This window comes from Myxococcus eversor, from assembly GCF_010894455.1.
Lineage (GTDB): Bacteria > Myxococcota > Myxococcia > Myxococcales > Myxococcaceae > Myxococcus > Myxococcus eversor.
Genome location: NZ_JAAIXY010000034.1, coordinates 1 through 16,804, shown reverse-complemented (window position 1 = coordinate 16,804; position 16,804 = coordinate 1). Strand labels below are relative to the sequence as shown.

General features: G+C 65.6%; 12 protein-coding genes. 9 read left to right on the top strand and 3 right to left on the bottom strand.

Features of this window, described 5'->3' with window-relative positions; all coding sequences use genetic code 11:
• Positions 1–233 precede the first annotated feature (233 nt).
• Together G4D83_RS47355 and G4D83_RS42970 are read left to right on the top strand one after the other, a co-directional pair.
• On the top strand, positions 234–1,529 hold the full coding sequence (locus G4D83_RS47355; RefSeq protein WP_240357139.1) for a DUF4215 domain-containing protein: 1,296 nt from the start codon (positions 234–236) through the stop codon (positions 1,527–1,529).
• Positions 1,530–1,896: 367 nt separating this feature from the next.
• Positions 1,897–3,369, top strand: coding sequence for an EGF domain-containing protein (locus G4D83_RS42970; RefSeq protein WP_163870759.1), 1,473 nt, complete (start codon positions 1,897–1,899; stop codon positions 3,367–3,369).
• Between the two features lie 169 nt (positions 3,370–3,538).
• Here the strand turns inward: G4D83_RS42970 and G4D83_RS42965 are convergent, their stop codons facing one another.
• Together G4D83_RS42965 and G4D83_RS42960 are read right to left on the bottom strand one after the other, a co-directional pair.
• The gene (locus tag G4D83_RS42965) at positions 3,539–4,621 is read right to left on the bottom strand and encodes a type II toxin-antitoxin system HipA family toxin (protein ID WP_205522853.1); all 1,083 of its coding nucleotides are present in this window, start codon (positions 4,619–4,621) and stop codon (positions 3,539–3,541) included.
• Positions 4,608–4,949, bottom strand: a complete 342-nt coding sequence (locus G4D83_RS42960) for a helix-turn-helix domain-containing protein (protein ID WP_163870758.1) — start codon at positions 4,947–4,949, stop codon at positions 4,608–4,610. Before G4D83_RS42960 ends, G4D83_RS42965 begins: the two co-directional genes overlap by 14 nt.
• A 456-nt stretch (positions 4,950–5,405) precedes the next feature.
• Between G4D83_RS42960 and G4D83_RS42955 the strand changes: the two genes are divergently transcribed.
• The 7 genes from G4D83_RS42955 (at position 5,406) to G4D83_RS42925 (ending at position 16,198) form a co-directional block, all read left to right on the top strand.
• The gene (locus G4D83_RS42955; RefSeq protein ID WP_163870757.1) at positions 5,406–5,927 is read left to right on the top strand and encodes a hypothetical protein; all 522 of its coding nucleotides are present in this window, start codon (positions 5,406–5,408) and stop codon (positions 5,925–5,927) included.
• A 336-nt stretch (positions 5,928–6,263) separates the two neighbouring features.
• Entirely contained in the window at positions 6,264–6,629 is a 366-nt protein-coding gene (locus G4D83_RS42950) for a VOC family protein (RefSeq protein WP_163870756.1), read from the top strand.
• Positions 6,630–6,879: 250 nt separating this feature from the next.
• Positions 6,880–8,196, top strand: a complete 1,317-nt coding sequence (locus G4D83_RS42945; protein WP_420826705.1) for a CapA family protein — start codon at positions 6,880–6,882, stop codon at positions 8,194–8,196.
• A 150-nt stretch (positions 8,197–8,346) separates the two neighbouring features.
• Positions 8,347–10,599: a membrane dipeptidase gene (locus tag G4D83_RS42940; protein ID WP_240357138.1), complete on the top strand. Its 2,253-nt coding sequence runs from the start codon at positions 8,347–8,349 to the stop codon at positions 10,597–10,599.
• Between the two features lie 210 nt (positions 10,600–10,809).
• Complete coding sequence (locus G4D83_RS42935) at positions 10,810–12,900, top strand: putative metal-binding motif-containing protein (protein ID WP_163870753.1); 2,091 nt, start codon at positions 10,810–10,812, stop codon at positions 12,898–12,900.
• Positions 12,901–13,016: 116 nt separating this feature from the next.
• Positions 13,017–13,883, top strand: a complete 867-nt coding sequence (locus tag G4D83_RS42930) for a tetratricopeptide repeat protein (RefSeq protein WP_163870752.1) — start codon at positions 13,017–13,019, stop codon at positions 13,881–13,883.
• The gene (locus tag G4D83_RS42925; protein ID WP_163870751.1) at positions 13,880–16,198 is read left to right on the top strand and encodes a putative metal-binding motif-containing protein; all 2,319 of its coding nucleotides are present in this window, start codon (positions 13,880–13,882) and stop codon (positions 16,196–16,198) included. Before G4D83_RS42930 ends, G4D83_RS42925 begins: the two co-directional genes overlap by 4 nt.
• Here G4D83_RS42925 and G4D83_RS42920 read toward each other — a convergent pair.
• Positions 16,183–16,804, bottom strand: a 622-nt coding sequence (locus G4D83_RS42920) for a chloride channel protein (protein ID WP_205522852.1), incomplete at its 5' end; no start/stop codon positions are given. The genes G4D83_RS42925 and G4D83_RS42920 overlap by 16 nt on opposite strands.

Genomic DNA, 16,804 nt, shown 5'->3' with positions numbered 1-16,804 from the left:
CCGGAAGACTCGCATGTATCAAGCCTGACGCTGGCTTCCGCGCGGGTGTCGGCTGGTGCGCGCCTCCACGATACATGACGCATGGGCTGTCGGCTGGGACACGAGCAGGTCCGTGGAGAAGAGGCGCCCGCTCGCCGGAACAATCCTTCATGCGTTTCATGTCGCGACGGCGAGCCCTCGGTGATGTTTCACCCGAGGGCTTCCTCCGGTCCGTCGAGCGAATGGAGCGAAACATGAAGGTCGGTCATGATGTCTCGGCGTCGCGCGGATTGCGCGCGGCCCTGATGGTCCTTGCTGTCGGTGCGTTCAGTGCATGCGGCGTCGGTCCCGAGGAGGAAGCGCTCCTCGAGGCGGAGTCTTCGAGCGAGGTGTCCGCGTTGGCGTGGGACGCGTATGCGGACGCGGTGGCGTCTGGCACCACGGCCGCGGTGCTCAACCCGAACAGGGCGCTGGGCGCACCGGACGGGCAGGTGGCGACGATGCTGGGCCTGCTCAACTCGGCGCTGGTGCTGGATTTGGGCGCGGGCGAGGAGGGCACTGGCGACCTGCGCGTCCATTACCGGGGTCTGAACGTGGCGCTGGTGGCCCAGGTGGACTTCCTGAAGGCGGATGGGAGGACCACCATCAGCTCCAGCCCGCTGCGCCTGGTGGAGCTGGGCCTGGGGACCCATGTGGCGGTGGTGAGGTACTCGGGCAACGAGCCCTACCGCTACGTGCGCCTGCGGGGCGTGCTGCTCGCGCTCTACCTGGTGGACGCGGTGGAGACGTCCATCCGGCCCTTCTGTGGTGACGGCGTGCTGGATGGGGACGAGGCCTGTGACGACGACAACCAGGCCTCCGGAGACGGCTGTAACAGCGTCTGTCAGGTGGAGCCCGGCTACACCTGCGCGGGAGCGCCGAGCGTCTGCACCGACATCGACGAGTGTGCCCTGGGTACGGACACGTGCGCGCCGGGCGAGGTCTGTGTCAACACGCCCGGAGGCTTCGAGTGCCAGGCGCGAGCCTGTGTTCCGCCGCGCATCGTCTGCGGCGGGTTTTGCGTGGACCCGAACACCGACAACAACAACTGTGGCGCCTGCGGCAACGTCTGTGGCGAGGGGAAGACCTGCTCCTCGGGCGTGTGCCTGGGCACGGGCACCCTCCAGTTCACCGCGACCTGGAGCCGCAATGGTGACGCGGACCTCATCGTGGCGACGCCCAGGGGCAAGCGCATCTTCTATGGGAACAGGGGACCCAACGAAGGGACGGACTTCGGCGAACTGGATGTGGATGACACAGCGGGTGACGGGCCAGAGAACATCTTCTGGGCGCCGGACCGGACGCCGCCTGCCGGCAACTACAACTTCTGTCTCCGGGTGGGCAACTTCAACCCGGCGCCGAGCCCCACCAACCCCGTGGAGTACAACATCCGCGTGCGGCGTCCTGGCCAGCCGGACTTCTCGTTCGTCGGCTCGGCCACCCAGAACAGGCCGCTCGGGATGTGCGTGCCCGGCGAGCCCGCATACGTCGGGTCCATTCCCTATCCTTGAGACCCGGTAAATGACAGACACCGGTCCGCGAGGGGAGGGGGCCCCCGCGCGGGCCGGTGATGGGTCGGTTGGGAACCCTGTCTCGGAGTGCCAGGGGATGCAGGAGAATGGCTTGCTCCAGTCCCTGGGGCGCTAAGGACACCCACGTAGCACGTGTCATGCTTTTGGCGGGAACGGTGTCGACTGGCTCGCTCCACGTCGACCTTCAGCGTCTGGCTTGTCGGCTGGAACACGGGTAAAGCAGGCAATTGAGGGCCGGACCTCACGGAAAAAACCCTCCATGCGTTCCATGCGCAAGGCGGGTGCTCGAGGTGGATGGCTTCACCGGAGCGCTTCGTCTCGTCAGCCGAATGGAATGGAGCGAAACATGAAGGTCAGTCGCGGTGTGTCTGTGACGCGCTGGTTGAGCGCGGCCCTGGCGTTCGTCGTTGTCGGAGCGCTCGGCGCGTGTGGCGCCAGTTCCGAGGAAGAAGTGCTCTTCGATGCTGAGACTTCGAGCGAGGTGTCCGCGTTCGCGGGTGACCCGTATGCCAATGCGGTGGTGCAGGATGGCCTGCTCGGTGTGAACAACCCCCAGAACGCGGTGGGTGCTCCGAATGGGACCACGGCCAGCTTCCTGGGGCTGTTGGGGGCGTCGCTCACGCTGGACATGGGCGCGGGTGAAGAGGGGACCGGGCCGCTGCGCATCTATTACCGGGGGCTGAACCTGGCGGTGATAGCGCAGGTGGAGTTCCTGCGGGCGGACAGGAGCGTCATCTCCACGGGACAGGCGCAGTTGCTGGACCTGGGGCTGGGGACGCACACGACGGTTGTGTCCTTCAGCAATCCCACGCCCTACCGCTTCGTGAGGCTGCGCGCCGGGCTGCTCGCCATCTTCCAGGTGGACGCGGTGGAGGCGACGAGCATGGTGGGCACGGTCGTCTGTGGTGATGGCATGGTGGGCATGGGCGAGGGATGTGACGACGGCAACCGGATGGCGGGGGACGGCTGTAGCGCCCAGTGCGCGGTGGAGCCGGGGTACACCTGCCAGGGCCAGCCGAGCGTCTGCCATGACGTGAACGAGTGCACCAACGGCACGGCGCAGTGCTCGCCGAACGCCTACTGCACGAACACGCCGGGCAGCTACACCTGCACGTGCAAGCCGGGCTACATGGGGGATGGCTGGACGTGCAATGACATCAATGAGTGCACGAACGGCACGGCCCACTGCCAGCCGGGCGAGACGTGTGTGAATACGCCGGGCAGCTTCGAGTGCCGGCCGGGGACCTGCGCGCCGCCGCGAGTCCAGTGCGGCACGCAGTGCGTGGACGTGTCGTCGGACGAGCACAACTGCGGCTACTGCGGCAACGTCTGCGCGACGGGGAAGACGTGCACGGCGGGGGTGTGCACGGGCGGTGGCGGGGGCATCGCGCTGCAGGTCACCGCGATGTGGGGCCGTGACGGGGATGCGGACCTGGTGGTGCGGACGCCCACGGGGAAAATCATCTACTACGACAACCGCGGGCCGGGGACGAGCACGGATGGGGGCGAGCTGGACCAGGACGCGTCGGGTGGGCGGGGGCCGGAGAACATCGTCTGGAACCCGGGCTTCACGCCGCCGAACGGCACGTATGACATCTGCCTCAAGGCCGCGGGCTTCTCGCCGCTGCCGTCGTCCGAGAACCCGGTGCCCTACTCGGTGACGGTGAAGCGCGCGGGGCAGGCGGACCAGGTCTTCACGGGCGTTGCCACCAGCTCCGACGTGGGGTCCGCGTGCTACCCGTGCCACCCGTCGTACATCGGCTCCATCATGTACCCGTCCGGTGTCAGTGGCGGCGGCGGGACGCACTGCCCGCTGTGAGTTGACGGTGGTTCCCCGGTGGGCGCGCGAGCCAGGTGCTTCGCGCCCACCGGGGGTCAGTCGTACTCAAAGCCTTCGTAGTCGAACGCGCGCTCGATGGCTTTCAGGTCGGCCTCGGTGCCTCCACACTCCTTCACGACGTCGCGCCAGCGGGCGGACACGGTGGCTTTCATCTTGTCGATGAGGCGGGAGGCGTCCTCGCGGGACATGCGGAACCGGCCGCATTCCCCACCTCCATGGCCAGGTCCCGCTCGGTGCTGGCCTGTGGCATGGGTGTGAGGTCATAGGCGGGAGACAGGCTCCATTCCGAGCCCGTGGCAATCAGCGCATGGTTGCGGGGATGGTCATCCACGTTCGAGATGAGCGCGTTGAAGACCATCCGCGAGAACAGCTCGCGCAAGTCTTCATCGGGATTGCCCACCCAGCGCGTCAGCTCATCGGCCAGCCGGATGTATGACCATTTCGAGCGGTCCAGTGGGTTCTCGTCGGCGCGGAGGACGGTCAGCGCGCTGACCATGCGGTGCCGCAGGTAGCCCTGCTCGACACGTCTCCGGTCGAACCGGCGCACGAGCAGGACATCGCGACCCGCGACCGAAGTGACCTGGCCGAAGGCGGCTCGCAGGCCACACTCGGCGGCGAGCCGCAACATGCCTCCCTCGACCGCGGCGTTGTTCCAGCGGTCATTGCGCGCGGGGAACTTGGCCACCCACAGCCCTTCATCATCTTCGACGACGTTCTTGGGTCGAGCGCCACCCAGCGAGCTGCCCGGGTTCACCAACTCGTCCACCTGAGGCGTTGATGGCGGAAGGCCCTGCTCGATTCGGGCTGCTTCCTCGAGCAGGCGGCCCAACTGGAGCACCTTGTTGAATTGATGAACGGGGGCGGGAGGTGTGGGGCTTACGCCAAAGGACAGCGCACCCGCGCGGTCCTCGGGGGAGTGGAGCAGGAAGTCGACTTCGGTCAGTGCCGTGCGTCCGAGCTGACGTTCGATGACCGTGCGTCCCCATGCGTCGGGCGAGGCATCTCGCAGGGCGCCGAAGATGCCGCCGAGCCTGGCCGTTTCGAATGTGCCCGAGCGCAGGGCGAGCTCGAACTTCTCCAGTTCGACCGCACGCGGATTGGCGAGGTAGCTGTTTCCGTAGACGAAGCGGCCGACGTTGTCCTGCTGGACGAACAGGCCGCAGGTGACGACGTCCAGGGTGCCTGGAAGTTGGAGATAGACATAGCAGCGGGCCTCCTCAGAAGTCGGCATCGAGCCCTCCCGAAGTGCGGACCCGCTTCGGCTGGCGCGCCAGCTCCAGCGTCTTTCCCACCTCGTCCTTGTCGGGAGCGCCGAGGTTCTCGAACTCACGCTCGAGCCCCAGGGCCCACAAGGCCGCGAAGTAGGCGCTGATCGCCGTGGTGGGGTTGCCCGCTTCAATGCGCTGGAGTGTCCCGAGCGCGAGCCCCGTCTTCTTCGCGAGGTCCGCCTGTCTCAGGCCCCGCCGGATGCGAGCTCGCATGATGTTCTGCCCCAGGCGACGGACCGCGCGGACCACATCCAGGGGCGTTGTTTCGGGAGTGAGGTTCTGTCGGGGCATGGTTCAATCAATTGGGTATATGTCGTGGTCAGATACAGTCTATGGATCTGAACCCTGAATAGCAATCGATCTATTAGGTTTTGTCCGCACGGCTTGGGCATGAAGGGATGAGCCTGCATGACTGCATGGGAGGCAGACGGGCTCGGGGTGCGATGAGCGTCGAAGAGTGCTCGCGGTCGCTCCGCATTGAGTGGCCCCCCATGTGCTCACGCCCCTCGCGGACATGCGGGGCAGCGGGACTTGGACCTTCGGACCACGACAGCATCCAGGGGGTAACGGCCTGGGGCGTTGGCGCGTGTTTCATCAGACGATGACTCAGGGCTGGTGGGCAAGAAGCCGCGGCTGCTCCGTAGGCTTTTCGTGACGGCAGTGAAGGAGCGATGGGAATTGCTCCGAAGGCTTCCGTCACGAGCCTCACGTCCGTGAGGCTTCGTCACCTCGCTAGGAGCCGTTGTCATGACGTCCACCGTCCTCTTCAAGTCCTTGTCTGGGTTGTTCCTGGTGTTGTCCCTGTTTGTATCAGTGGAGGCGCGAGCAGAGACCGTCCTCCTCACGTGTGTCGGGGCGGAAGTCGCTGAGTTCGAGCCGGGCCTCACCAACGACGCCAGGCCGACCCATGTCTCCGCCATTGGCACCCACGGGTGTGCGGGATTGCCGCTGAATCTGCCCTCCGCGATTGTCACCACGGAGGCGAATGGCATCATTGGCTGTGGGATTGGGCAGGCGACCTCCACGATTCAAATCAAGTGGAGTGATGACACCGTGAGCGTCGTGTCGGGCACCACCGTGGTGAACTTGAAGCCGGCAGGGGAGAACGTCATCGTGCTCACTGGGACGGTGGTGAGCGGCCGGTTCCAGGGCGCGACGGTCCTGCGCACGCTGACGCTGCTCAACACGGACCCATTGGGATGTTTCACGGCGCAGGGAGTCACCGACGTCGCGGGCCCCGTCACGCTGGTGGTGACGAAGCTGTTGTGAGTCCCTCTGTTCTGGCGGTCTGAGCCGAGCGTCCAGGACTCGTTGAAGTGGTCGCGGAGGGCCGCCGCGTCGTTCCACGGCGGCTCCAACGCGCGAGCTGGACGTTCTCGACTCGTGCGCGCTCCAGGGTCACCTGGATATCCTCCGAGCGGCCACCATCCTCCTGCGCCAGTACCTCGCCTCGGCGCGCGGTCCTGACGTATCCTCGCGACCGGTCGAAAAACGGCGGACCGGTTCGGTGAGCCCCGGTCACTCCCACGGTGGGAGCGCTTGTTCCTCCTTCACGGATGAGAACCCCCGGCCTTGAGGGCATCGCCATGCCCCGAGGGTCTCACCATGAAGCTGAACCACATCGACCTGCAGGTCCCCGACGTCCAGCTCACCGCGGCGTTCTTCGAGCGCCTCTTCGACTTCGAGCACACGAGCAACCGCGCCTCCCCGGCCATCGCCATCCTCACGGACCGCGAGGGCCTGGTGCTCGTGCTCCAGCGCCTCAAGGTCCCCACGGAGAAGTACCCGGAGGGCTTCCACATCGGCTTCCTCGTCGACGATGAGGCCACCGTGCTCGACTTCCAGGCACGAGCACGCGCCGAGGGACTCGAGGTCAGCGACGTCATCCGCAACAACCGGGGGACGATGGTCTACTGCCAGGCCCCCGGAGCGCTGCTCGTCGAGGTGAGTGTCCGCCCACGCGCGCGCTGACCGGAGCACCGGCGCCGTGAGCCAAGGCGCGTCGCGTCGATGAAGCGGCGAATCCTGTCGAGGAGCGCGGCGCGTCCCAGTCCGACGTGCCCGAGACGCGGCGCGTCTCTTCGGTGAGTCGATGACGGGACTGCACGGCACGAGCATGAGGCGGGGCGGCGCTCACCCAGGGGACCCACGGCCAGGGATTCTGTGTCCGTGGAGGGGCTGGACTAAGGTGACAGGCGTGCCTTCGCCCGCGCTGTTGCTCATGCCATTGCTGTTCGCCGCCGCGCCCGCCTCGCAGGTGGAGCTCGTGTTCGGCGGGGATGTGATTCCGCACGGCGAGGTGAAGCTGGTGGCGAAGCTGCACGCGCGCACCGGAGCGGTTCCACCCGAAGGAGGGGTGGCGCCGTCGCTCAACAACGAGGGGTGGGACCATGTCTTCGGTCCCATCGCGGACGTGCTGCGCACCGCGGACGTGGGCGTGCTGAATCTGGAGACGCCCGTCACGGACAACAAGAAGGCGGTGACGCGGGAGCTGCTCTTCAACGCGCCGTCGGCCATGGCGCGAGCGCTCGCCGCCGCTGGCGTGAAGGTCGTCTCCACCGGCAACAACCACGCGAGGGACCAGCTCCCCACGGGGCTGGTGGAGACACTGCGCCACCTGGATGCGACAGGTGTGCGCCATACGGGCACGGGCGCGACGAGGGACGCGGCGTGGGAGCCCGTCTTCGTGGACGTGCGAGGGATGAAGGTGGGCTTCCTGTCCTTCACGCGGTTGCTGAACGGCTTCAGCAATCCGAAGGATGCGCAGGCGCCGCACGTGGCCTACGTGCCGTACCCCGCGTTCCGTCTTCACCGGGGGCTCACCACCGATGAAGCGGTGGAGAAGGTCCGTTCTGTCGCCGCGCGCTGTGACGCGCTCGTCGTCCTGGTGCACTGGGGGACCGAGTACGCCGACTCGCCGAACGCCGAGGACCGCGAGCTGGGCCGCGAGTTGCTGGACGCTGGGGCGCTCGCGGTCATCGGCCACCATCCGCACGTGCTCCAGCCGCTGGAGGGCTACACGACGGCGGACGGGCGCAAGGGCCTCATCGCCTTCTCCCTGGGCAACCTGGTGGCGAACCAGGACCGCTTCTACCTCCACGCGCCGAAGAAGAAGGGCGTGGCGGGGGACAAGCGAGACTCCATGCTGCTGCGAGTCTCCCTGGCCCGCTCCGCGCCCGGTGCGCCGGTGGTGCTGGGGGAAGTGGCGGTGCTGCCGGTGTGGATTGAGAACAACGCGGTGGGGCGCAAGGGCAAGGAGCGGCGCAACATCCAGCCGGTGCTCATCGACCGGGAGCTGGAGGCGGTGACGGAGCGGCTCGCGGCGCTAGCGGCCCGTCCCGCGCCGTTGGACAAGGCGACGCTCGCGGAGAAGGCACTCCTGGAGAAGCGACTGGTGGGCTCCCAGCACCGGCGCACGCGCATCCTCCGCATGCTGCCCGAGGGTTTCGCCGTGGCCTCCTCCGAGCTGCGCCAGCGCACGGCCTTCGTGCCGCCCGCGCCCGAGGCTCGGAGCGTGGCGACGCAGACGGCGCCGTAGCGGTGCGGCACCGTTGCGTCTGTCACGGAATGGCGTCGGCCGGCTTGAACTTGGGGTGTCGGGTGGCGCTAAGTGGGGGATTCCACTTGCAGGGAGTCCCCCATGTCCCTTTCGCGTCGTCTTCGATGGTGTTCCACCTGGGTTCTGGCCATGGCGTTGTCGTGCGTGCCGGTGGAGGAGGAGGAGGGCCAGGCGCCCGCCGAGCCCCTGGACACGGAGGAGCAGGCGCTGGGCGTGCCGGGCTTCGCGGAGCTGCACCACCACATGTTCGCGGAGGAGGCGTTTGGCGGGGGCTGGTTCCACGGCACCGTGACGGACGCGCTCACGCGGTGTGACGGCGGGTGGCCGGAGAGCGACCACGCTCGGGTGCGGATGGACCTGAGCCACCTGCTCAACCTGTGTCCGAACTCGAGCAACATCGACCTGCGCGGGGTGCCGGTGCTGTCGCAGTTGTTCGGCGTGGCAGGGGCGGTGGGCTCGGAGTTCCTGGGGAAGATTGAAGGCACGGAGGGGGACACGGGCCTGCACGACGGGCGGCGCAATCCGAACACGGAGTGGCCGCGCTGGGACACGATTGCGCACCAGCAGTCGTGGGAGGGGTGGCTGCGGCAGGCGCACCAGGGCGGCATGTCGCTGGTGGTGGTGTCGGCGGTGAGCAACGGCTTCTTGTGCGAGGCGCTGCCGCCGCAGAACCGCACGCGGCCGTGTGACGAGATGATGGACGTGGAGGTGCAGTTGCAGAAGGCGCGCGAGTTCGCGGCGACTCGGGACTGGGTGGACCTGGCGCTGACGCCGGCGGATGCGCGGCGCATCATCTCCGAGGGCAAGCTGGCGATGGTGCTCTCCATCGAGACGAGCAAGCTCTTCGGCGCGAAGGACTGGCGCGCGGAGCTGGAGCGCTTCCACGGGTTGGGCGTGCGCACGTTGCAGCCGGTGCACCAGTTGGACAACCGGTTTGGAGGCGCGGCGCCGCACAACGCCATCTTCCAGGCGGCGCAGTTCATCGAGAACTGTCACATCGACACGGACTGTGGGCTGACGGTGGGAGGGATGACGCTTGGCTTCGATGTGGATGGGAGCTGCCGCAACGTGAAGGGGCTGACGGGGGAGGGGCAGTCGCTGATGCAGGCGATGATGGACAAGGGGATGCTCATCGACCTGGCGCACCTGTCGGAGAAGGGCGTGCGGGATGCGTACTCGGTGGCGGAGCGCAACAAGTACTACCCGCTCTATGTGAGCCACGGGCATTTCCGCGAGGTGATGAACGGGAAGCTGGCGGAGAACGAGAAGACGACGCCGGCGTGGGTGGTGCAGATGTTGCGGCGCACGGGTGGCATGTTCGGTCTGCGCACGGCGCATGACGAGACTCGGACGTATACGAAGTCCGGCGTGGCGAACAACTGTCAGGGGTCGACGCGCTCGTTCGCGCAGGCGTACGAGTTCGGTCGTCAGGGCTTGAAAGTGCCGATGGCGTTTGGCGCGGACTTCAACGGGTTCATCCAGCAGACGCGGCCGCGGTTCGGAGACGACGGGGCGTGTTCGGCGGGGTTCCAGGCGGAGGCGGACGCGCAGGCGCGGCAACAAGTGTTGCAGGGGCCTGGGCGATTGGGGACGCCGTTCGACGAGCAGGGCCTGGCGCACGTGGGCCTGTTGCCGGACATGGTGAAGGACTTGAGGAACCTGGGGGTGAACACGGCGGGGCTGACGGGCTCGGCGGAGACGTTCATCCGGATGTGGGAGCGCACGTCGGTGGTGCGCACGGGGATGGCGGACGCGGCGCTGGATATCGACACGTCGGGAGTGGCGGCGTGGGTGAAGCCGGAGGACCGCGAGGGGGCGTATCCGACGGTGTGTGGGAAGCCCTATTCGCCGGACAGCAAGGAGTTGAATCAGGAGTGCAGGTTCGACGACGAGTGCTTGAGCGAGCAGTGCACGTCGGTGTTGTGCAGCACGTTCGATGGGCGGTGCGTGTGCAACGGGGACGAGGATTGTGGAGGGGTGGGGTACTGCCAGAAGGACACGCCGGGGAATCCGGCGGACAACGACTGCGTGCCGAAGAAGACGGACTGGACGTCGTGCAGTCGGGATGGGCAGTGCTTGTCGGGGGAGTGTGGTGGGTGCGCGGACACGGTGGGGTGGTGCTACACGCCGCGGTCGAAGGCGTACGGGCAGACGTGCAAGTCGGATAACGAGTGCACGACGGACCGGTGCAGCGCGGACTGTTATCTGAATCCGACGGGGAGTTGCCTGTGTGACAGCGACTCGCACTGTGGTGCGAGCCAGTACTGTGGCTGGGGGCTGAACTCGGGCAAGTGCCAGAACAAGAAGGGCCGAGGGGCGGCGTGCGGCTCCGGGCGCGAGTGCCAGTCGGGGGAGTGCCGGTGGTCCTTCACGTGTAAGTAGGCGTCAGCCTTGGGGATGCTGGGGGCGAGGAGCCCCTGGCGTCCCTGGGCGCGGGTGGGGGTGCTCGGAATCTTGGATGGTGGGAGAAGGGGACGGGGGGCCTGTGTGCCTGGACGGCCGGGCGGGAGTTTTGTGGGAGGGGTGACGGCGAGGGGGCAGGGTGCAAGAGGGGCGCGCGAGCGGGACTGAGGGTGCGGTAGAGTGCGCCCCATGCGTCGTCTTGCCTTGCTCCTACTCCCTCTGCTGGTCCTCGCGTGCTCCAAGTCGAAGGAGCAGGCGGGGCAGCAAGTCATCATCAAGTACACCAAGGGGTTCCACAAAGGCTGCTTCCGGGTCGTGGCTCAGGACCTCGTGAACACCAGTCTGCCGCCGCTGACCTCCTCGGTCGAGCCACGAGCGGACCGGGATGACGTCGAAGGTGGACCCTTCGTGGCGGTGGGAGTGCTCCAGAAGGAGGGGTGGAGCAACCGCATCAATGTGAAGGTCACAGTGCACGAGGAGCCGTGTGCCGAGAACGGCAAGGAAGTGGCTACGCAGAACAGAGATCTCACGTTGCCTGGTGAGGGAGTCTCGAAAGATGCGTTCACGATGCAGTTCGACACGCCGGACGCGGATGACGACGGCTTCCTGCCCGAGGACAAGGGCGGCACGGACTGCGGAGACAACGACCGGGAGCGGAACATCAAGTTCGCCGAGGTCTGCGACAACAAGGACAACAACTGCAAGGAAGGCGTCGACGAGGGGTTCGACAAGAGCTGGTATCTGGATGATGACGGTGACGGCGTGCCCCGGGGGCCCGACTTCGTTTCGTCATGCCTCCCGCCCAACAATAAATACAAACATTACGCTGCGTCAGGCCCGTTCGACTGCAGGGACTCGGGCGCGGATGCGGCGAAGATGTTCCCTGGGAACATAGAGAAGTGCGACAACCTCGACAATGATTGTGACAACGTCGTCGATAATAACTTCCCAGCTAGGGGAGTGACTTGCAATTCCGAGTGCGGAGGCGAGACGGTGTGCTCGGGGGATGGCAACGCCGTGGTGTGTAGTCGCGACCCGGGGAGATACTACTACCGCGACGCGGATGGTGACGGGGACGGTGACTCTTCTGCGACCGCTGTCCTGAAGTGCCAGGACCAGCCGCTCGACCCGGGGTATGTGCTGAACAACCATGGGGACTGTGATGATTTTGACCCTGCCGCGAGGTCCTCATTCGCGGAGGTGTGTGACGCTATCGACAACAATTGTGATGGTACCGTGGACAACAACACGGCGGTGGCGTGTGGTGGCACGCTGAAGGACGTGGTCAATCATCACGTGGGAGGGGCTAACCACGACTGGAGGACGGTGTCGACGGGGCCGAGTGGCTATCCGGTGTGGATTGCTGGTCGCGGAGGCAAATTGGCGGTGCGTAGGACGGCCAATAGCAAATTCGAGAGTTTCAGCTTTGGGGATGGGACTGGTACGCCGCCAGATGAGAGCCTGCCGGCCAACAGCAACACCTGTGGCAATACGAATTGGACGGTCTCCTGGGTGAACTCCAATGGAACTGTGTTCCTGGGCGGCGAGGGCGGATTGCTGGCCATCCATACAGGGGATACTGCTGCCGCGTGCGGCACAGGCGCCTTGACGGTTGATAGTGACAACCTCACGGGAATGGTGGGCTTCGAGGTTGGCGGGGTGACCACCATCTATCTTACCGACAGCTCAGGTCGATTGATCAAATGGGTGGTGGGTGGCAATCCGCAGCATGTCCTGGTGCACGACAGCATGAACTTCAACGCCTACGGCGTCCACGGCCTAAGTGAGAGCTTCCTGCTGGTGTCAGGAGGAAGCTCAGGAGGGGACGTTGGCCAAGCATTCTTGTCCTATACCAATAGCAATCCCTCCTTGTTGCATTCGACCCATCCAAACAATGGGGATGGCAACGCGAACGCGGTGTGGATGGGGAGGGCTGACAAGGCGTGTGCGGTGGGTGATGGAGGATTGGCGTGGCGCTGGGATGGCTCGACGACGTGGAATCAGGCTGAATCCTCGGGGACGACGGTCGATTTCAGCAGCGTAGTGATGCGGTACGATGCGCAGAACTTGGCGAATCCACTAAACGACCAGTGCTACATCGTGGACAAGGGTTCGAACGGCAAGCTACGCCGGCTGACACCGTTTGGCTGGGCCAAGCCGTTGGATCTGCTGCCGTCGAACAGGGCGAATGTCCCCTTGCGTGACATCGCCATTACCGCGACTGGAAACCTATGGATCGTCGGTGACGACGGCCGGGTGTTCCACTACCCGGAGCCGTAGCCGTCGCTCGTGGCCTCCACCACGCTTCGGGCCAGGAGGGCTGGAGCGTGGTGTCTTGGACAGGACAATCCCGTCTGGATTTTCCGTGGTTCTGTAGTCGGACTTAGAGTCCAGGCATGTCCAAGTCATGCCTGTGGGGGGAATGCCTTGCGGTCTTCGTCTGCGTGTCGGTGGCGATGCCGCTGCGCGCACAGGGAGCCGAAGGTGAGGTCCAACGCCAAATCACGGAGGCCATCGGTCTCTACGAGGACCTCGAATACGAGCGTGCGCTGGAGCGACTGAAGCACGCCAGTCGCCTGCCGCACGGCCCTGACGAGGCGGTCTCCCTGTCCCTGCTGCGCGGCATCATCCAAGCGGACATGGGAAGGTGGGAGGCTGCGCGCAAGGACTTCCGCGAGGCGCTCCTACGCCAACTTGACGCGACGCTTCCTTTGCACGTCTCGCCCAAGGTGAGTGGCGAGTTCGAGGCGCAGCGCACGAAGGTGCGTGAGGCCACGGCCGGTCGACGCAAGGCTGCTCCTCCGGTGCCCACGCCGCAATTGGTGGAGGCCTCGCCCGTGGACGAGAAGCCACTTGCCAAGGAGCCAGAGGTTGTCCGGCCGGACCTGACTCCTCCCATCAGGGAAGACAAAGCCCCGCCGGAGTGGGCAACAAATGCCGTGGAGGGCGACGTGGAGCGCGCGTCCCAGGGCGTGCGCATCGCGGGACGCCGGGTTCCGGTGGTGAGTTGGGCGCTGCTGGGCGCGGGAGTCGCGGCGGGTGGAGTGGGGACGGTGTTCGGCCTGGCATCGCAGAGCCAGGTTGACGATGCGCGGGCAGGACAGTTCGAGGACCTGGAAGCCAACCATTCACGGGCACAGGGAAGTGCCAGGACGGCGAACATCCTCTTTGGTACGGCGACGGTTGCTGCTGTGGGCGCGCTGGCGACGTGGCTCTTCATGGGCTCCACTGACGAGACCGTGGCCCAGGAGGGTGCGCGATGAGCCGCGTGGGAATCCTGGCCGTCACGAGCCTGATGGTGCTGGGCGGCTGCTCCGTGCCGAGCCTCGAGGAACTCGAAGCCGAACGAGGCGTCCCCATCACGGTCAATTACACGTCGACCTTCAAGACTGGCTGCATCGTGATGCGAACCCAGGATGAAGCGAACGCGGCGAATTTCACGGCGCAGACGGTTGATGGCTCCGCTCTCGCGACCAATGCCCCTCCCTTGAGGCTCAGGGCGCTCCGCGGGGGTGACTGGGGCACCAAGCTGCGGGTGACCATCGTCGCGCACGAGCGGACCTGCACGGGCAAGGAGGTCGACAGGGCGGAGTTGTCCGTCGACTCATCGGGAGAGAGAGGCAAGGAGCCTCTCGCGGTGACGCTCAACACGCCGGACGAGGATGGTGATGGATGGGTCGCCACGCTGGGGAACGGAAAGGGAGGCACGGACTGCGACGACAGCGACGCCGTGAGGAGCCCATCGACGCAGGAGATTTGCGACGACAAGGACAACAACTGCGTGGACGGGACTGATGAGAACCTCCCCATGGTGTCCATGTTCCGTGATGTGGATGGAGATGGCGTTGGTGGGGAGGCCATTCAGCACTGCATGCCAGCGACTGGTGTCAGTGGATACACAGCCATTGGTGGGGACTGTGACGACAGGAACTCGAATAACACGCCTGGGAAGACAGAGACTTGCGACAACGCAGACAACAACTGCAACAATGTCGTGGACGAGGGCCACGACAGGAACTGGTACCTGGACAATGACGCGGATGGGGTTCCGCAGGGGCCGACCGTCATCGTCCAATGTGGCTCGCCAGGGCCGAAGTACATGAAGTATCCCTCGGGGCCTCCGTTCGACTGTGATGACACGAACGATAGACGTGCCCCGAACAGGCCCGAGCTGTGCGACGAAATCGATAACAACTGCGCGAGCAACAACGGCGTCGAGATTGATGAGAACTTCCCCACGAAGGGGAGTTCCTGTGCACAGGGCTGCGGAACTCTACAGTGCTCACAGGACGGTGCCAGCCTGCAGTGCAGTGCATCCGAGCCTGGTATCTACTATCTGGACAGGGACGGTGATGGGGATGGACTTGCTACGGAGATTCCAGGCTTGAATCCCTTGGCTGTCTGTCAGGGACGTCAATCACCGTCAGGATATGTCCTGAATCAGGGCTCGGATTGCGATGACGCGGACCCCGCAGCGAGTTCGCTGCGCGCGGAGGTGTGTGACGCCATCGACAACAACTGCAATGGTATCGTGGATGGTGGGCTGTCGTGTGGTGGCACGCTGAAAGATGTGGCCGACTATCACCTGAGTTCGGCCGACCAGGATTGGAGGACGGTGTCGGTGGGCCCCGGGGGATATCCTGTCTGGGTTGCAGGCATGGGGGGGAAGTTGGCGGTGCGCAGGACAGCTGGTGCGAAGTTCGAGAGCTTCAGCTTTGGAGACCCCACAACTCCGCCCGCTGATGGGAGCCTCCCGGTTCACCCGAACAACTGTGGCAGCGGCGATTGGTTGGTCTCTTGGGTGAACTCCACCGGTATTGTGTTTCTGGGCGGTGCGTCCGGGGGGCTGGCCATCCATACCGGGGCGACCGATTACTCGTGCGCCCCAGGCGGCGTGCCAAGCAGTAACAATCTTACGGGAATGGTGGGCTTCGAGTCTGGGGGGATGACTACCATCTACCTCACTGATACCTCGGGGCGTTTGTACAGGTGGAACGTGGGTGGTACGCCAGCGTTCACCGAGTTGAACGACAACAACCTCAACTATTACGGCATCCACGGTCTGGAGGAGAACTTCCTGCTGGTGTCAGGAGGGCGGACAGGGCCGTCCGAGCAGCGATTCGCGTCCTACACTGGGGTCTCGTCTGGGACGACCGCGTCTCCAACGGCGCACACGGCGAACCCGAACAACGTAGCGGGAGCGGCCAATGCGGTGTGGATGGGGACTGCGAGCAATGCATGCGCAGTGGGAGATGGCGGGGCTGCGTGGCGTTGGGATGGCGCGACGACGTGGAACAAAGTGGATGTCCCCGCCGGAGTGTCAGTCGACTTCAGCAGTGTGGTGATGCGGTACGACCCGCAGAACACGACGAACCCGCTGAACAGGCAGTTCTACATGGTGGACAAGAGCGCGAACGGCAAGTTGCGCCGCCTGACACCGTTCGGCTGGGCGAAGGGGCCGGATTTACCTCTGCCTAGAGCGGACAGGCCACTGCGCGACATCGCCATGACTCAAACAACAGGAGAGTTCTGGATCGTCGGTGACGACGGCCGTGTGTTCCACTACCCGGAGCCGTGACCTCCCGGTCCTGAATCCCCGGGCCCACGAGGCCCGGGGGCCTCCAGCTCACGCAGGGGCACCCACCGCTCCAGCAGCGGCCCGCCGTGCTTGCTCCGTCCAATCCGCTGCGACGGATAAATCCCCCGGTGGCCCGTCAGCAGATACGCCACCGTCGCCACAATCATCACGTGCGGCAGCACCCCCGCGCCCACCAACTCCACCGACATGATGGACAACGCCAGCGGTGTATTCGCCGCCGCCGCGAACAGCGCCGCCATCCCCACCGCGGCCCCCAAATCCACCGGCAATCCCAACACCCGCGCCAACACGTTCCCCAGGCTCGCGCCAATGAAGAACAGCGGAGTCACCTCTCCGCCCAGGAACCCCGAGGCCAGCGTCACCACCGTGAACGCCAGCTTCCAGGCAAACGCCGACACAGGCAGCGCCGGGTCCTCGAACGCCCTCACAATCCCCGGCACCCCCAACCCCAGATACGCATCCGTCCCCACCCACAACCAAAGCAACACCACCGCCGTCCCACCCATCGCCATCCGCAAAGGCAACCACCGCAACCGCTTCTCCAACAAAGCCTTCAGCCGGTGCAGCCCATCCACGCACACCACC